At 40.5% G+C, this 2,840-nt stretch carries 5 protein-coding genes; 1 reads left to right on the forward strand and 4 read right to left on the reverse strand.

Translation table 11 applies throughout. The features are described from left to right. Positions 1-75 precede the first annotated feature (75 nt). Both ACFIJ0_RS06185 and ACFIJ0_RS06190 read right to left on the reverse strand, forming a co-directional pair. Positions 76-405: a HigA family addiction module antitoxin gene (locus ACFIJ0_RS06185; protein ID WP_375623532.1), complete on the reverse strand. Its 330-nt coding sequence runs from the start codon at positions 403-405 to the stop codon at positions 76-78. A 33-nt stretch (positions 406-438) separates the two neighbouring features. Further along, positions 439-714, reverse strand: a complete 276-nt coding sequence (locus tag ACFIJ0_RS06190) for a type II toxin-antitoxin system RelE/ParE family toxin (protein WP_375623534.1) — start codon at positions 712-714, stop codon at positions 439-441. Between the two features lie 118 nt (positions 715-832). Here ACFIJ0_RS06190 and ACFIJ0_RS06195 point away from each other — a divergent pair, with 118 nt between their 5' ends. Next, positions 833-1,189, forward strand: coding sequence for a type II toxin-antitoxin system HigA family antitoxin (locus tag ACFIJ0_RS06195; RefSeq protein WP_375623536.1), 357 nt, complete (start codon positions 833-835; stop codon positions 1,187-1,189). Between the two features lie 291 nt (positions 1,190-1,480). On the opposite strand, the gene ACFIJ0_RS06200 is transcribed toward ACFIJ0_RS06195, so the two are convergent. Both ACFIJ0_RS06200 and ACFIJ0_RS06205 read right to left on the reverse strand, forming a co-directional pair. Beyond that, complete coding sequence (locus tag ACFIJ0_RS06200) at positions 1,481-1,693, reverse strand: hypothetical protein (RefSeq protein WP_375637152.1); 213 nt, start codon at positions 1,691-1,693, stop codon at positions 1,481-1,483. A 9-nt stretch (positions 1,694-1,702) separates the two neighbouring features. Continuing rightward, positions 1,703-2,840 (reverse strand): Bgr_08870 family protein (locus tag ACFIJ0_RS06205; RefSeq protein WP_375643897.1); only part of this gene is annotated, 1,138 nt, incomplete at its 5' end.

Here is a 2,840-nt window from a genome sequence, read left to right on the forward strand (position 1 = left end):
TCGGAGCGCCCTGCCACAAAAGCAGCTTAGACGTAAAACATGATTTATCTCCTCGTCTTTTAGGCGGGGAGGTGGTTAATGGCTCTGTTCCATTTGTATATCCACTTTTTTACTAACTTCTAGTGTTGGAATAGAAGAGACATCAATGTCCCTCAAGGCATGCCATGTATCATAATTGGCTTGAAGCTGTAGCCATAAGGCGGGTCCATTGCCTAATAATTTGCCAATGCGAGCCGCTGTTACAGCCGTGACAGGGCGTTCTCCTTTAAGAATGCCATGCAAGTGCTGGCGTGATATTTGAAGAATCCGAGCAATTTCGGTTTTGCTTGCATTTAAATGTTCTAAGGATTCTGCTAAAATTTCTCCTGGATGAGTAGGACAGCGATTAGGATTGCGTGTGGTCATGGATAGTCTCCTTTACAATTAATCTTAAAACCTTCAATGGTATTGCTCTAGATCAACATGGTAAACGTGTCTGTTTTTAAATTCAAAAGTGATACACCAAGGACCGTTGATATGAATTGTGTAGCGAGTTGGAGTAAAGCCTTTAAGCATATGAAAGTTATAACCGGGTACATTGATATCACTAACTTGAGAAGCTGCGTCAAGGGTATCAAGACGGCGAATAATACGCTGTTGAAGCCTGCTATCAATCTTACTTTTTCCTGTTTCCCAGAGAGATTGTAGGTCTTTATTTTTAAATGTTTTGATCATAACAAATTCAACAACTTTATTTTAAATAAAATGTAATGTATTAAGTGACAATTGTCAACAAAAATGTTACAGTTAAATATTGTAAATGGAATACTGTAGAACTGAAGGAATGTAAGAAATGAACATCAAGCCACTTCGCACTGAACAAGATTATCAAGAAGCCTTAGAAATTGTGTCAGCAATGTTTGATAATCAACCTCAAGAAGGGACTCCCGAATTTGATCAAATGGAGGTTCTTGTATTGTTGATTGAAGCGTATGAAGCAGAGCACTATCCTGTTTCTCCTCCTCATCCAATTGAGGCTATTAAATTTAGAATGGAACAAATGAACTTGACCGCTAAAGATCTTGTTCCTGCGATTGGTCATTTAAATCGTGTTTATGAAATATTGAATGGCAAAAGAAAATTAACACTGCGCATGATTAAAAATTTGCACCAACAATTTAATATCCCACTGGAAAGCCTAATAGCTTAGACTTGTTTTTCTTTTCTCCACTTCATGCGTAAAGAGAAGGATAGGCGCATGGAGGGAATAAATTTGCATGTCAACATCAAGGATTTTACAAACATACCAAAAGCTGTCTGATCAAATATTGCTAAAAACTTAGATCCCTTGCCATTCTTAATAAAGTNTAATGAAGAGACCATAACAATCATCTACACTCTCTCATAAGACTGACACTGTCAGTCAAAAAGGGTTTTAAAGAAAGAAAATCATATAAAGCCAGCTTATACAACAAGCATCATTACACTATTGTTTGAGTGCCTAAGCTGCTTCACCTTTTTCTTGTGATTTATGCCTAGGCTCTGCCATTATGTCTTTATCCACCACGGGAGGAGAGAATACTCCATCCTTATAAGTCCAGCCAATTTGTGCTTCCTTTGAAGGGATAGCTTCTCCATCAAAGGTGTGAACATAATCTTTTGATGCGACAATAATATTTGTCACCACACCATTTTCAACAACTGCATATTCCATCAATACCTCCTATATAAAAAATCTAAATAATATTGCTCCAGCGCCACCATAACCTTTAGATGATCCTGGAAAATAGCCTCCACCGCCACCGCCGGTAGACCTATTCCCATCACCACCATTCCCGCCTTTTCCACTGTAACCTCCTTTTGTGATACCATCAGTGGTATGTTTACTCTCAGCACCACCACCACCACCACCAAAAATAGAGTTGCCACCATGTCCGTAATTTCCTGTTTTTACTCCATAGCTACCTCCTCCTCCACCGTTGAAAGTCGAATCACTTCCATTTGAATTGGGTCTATTAGAATAAGCGCCACCACCATTTCCTCCGCGACCATTACCGTTGTCATCTCCCGGACCTCCATTACCACCACTTCCATCAATTCCTATAGTTCTACCGAGCCCACCTCCACCGGCACGGAGAATTCCTTCAATAATCGTAGTACCACCAGGACCTGTGCCACTACCCCCTCTACCTATTTGAGCCGCTCTCGATTTTTTAAGATCGGATCCTCTGATTTGAACCCGTACGCAACCACCGCCACCACCGCCACCGCTGCGTCCACTACCCCCTCCACCCCAAGCCCATATTTCAATTTTTGTATTATCGGTAACGCCTTCAGGAAATGGAATAGGACCACTTTCTGTCATAAGGATTTCGACGGGTTTTTTGGTTAATAAAGCTACCAATTTATCTATTTCTGATTTGGTATAAACAGCTTCACCATCAACTCTCAAAGGTCCTTTAAGCGAGCTACCACTCGCACTTAAACTGGTGAGCACTTCACCATTATGGATGAGGCTAAACGAGGAATTACCTAACAGTTCTAAATCACCACTCATGGTAACTTTGCTGGTAAATTTATTATAACTTTGCCATTCATTTGGGCTGGCTAAGCGACCATAACTTGTGAGATCTTCATTGATCTTAGCTCTAAAATCATCAAGCCCCACAATATCTTCAATCTTATGTTGATGAGAGCCAAGCAAAGATACAGCACTGCCAAAGGTGAAGTTATTATTGCTTGCTTTGTAGAGCACATAGTTGTTAGCGGCATCGTGTGCACCCTCGATATCGCTTAAATCAGCAAATGAGAAGGTTTTATCGGCTGCCATTTTGCCCTTCAAGGCTGCTTCAAGATCTGTG

It is taken from the genome of Bartonella sp. OC68QHHN (genome assembly GCF_042193875.1).
Classification (GTDB): Bacteria; Pseudomonadota; Alphaproteobacteria; order Rhizobiales; family Rhizobiaceae; genus Bartonella; species Bartonella grahamii_A.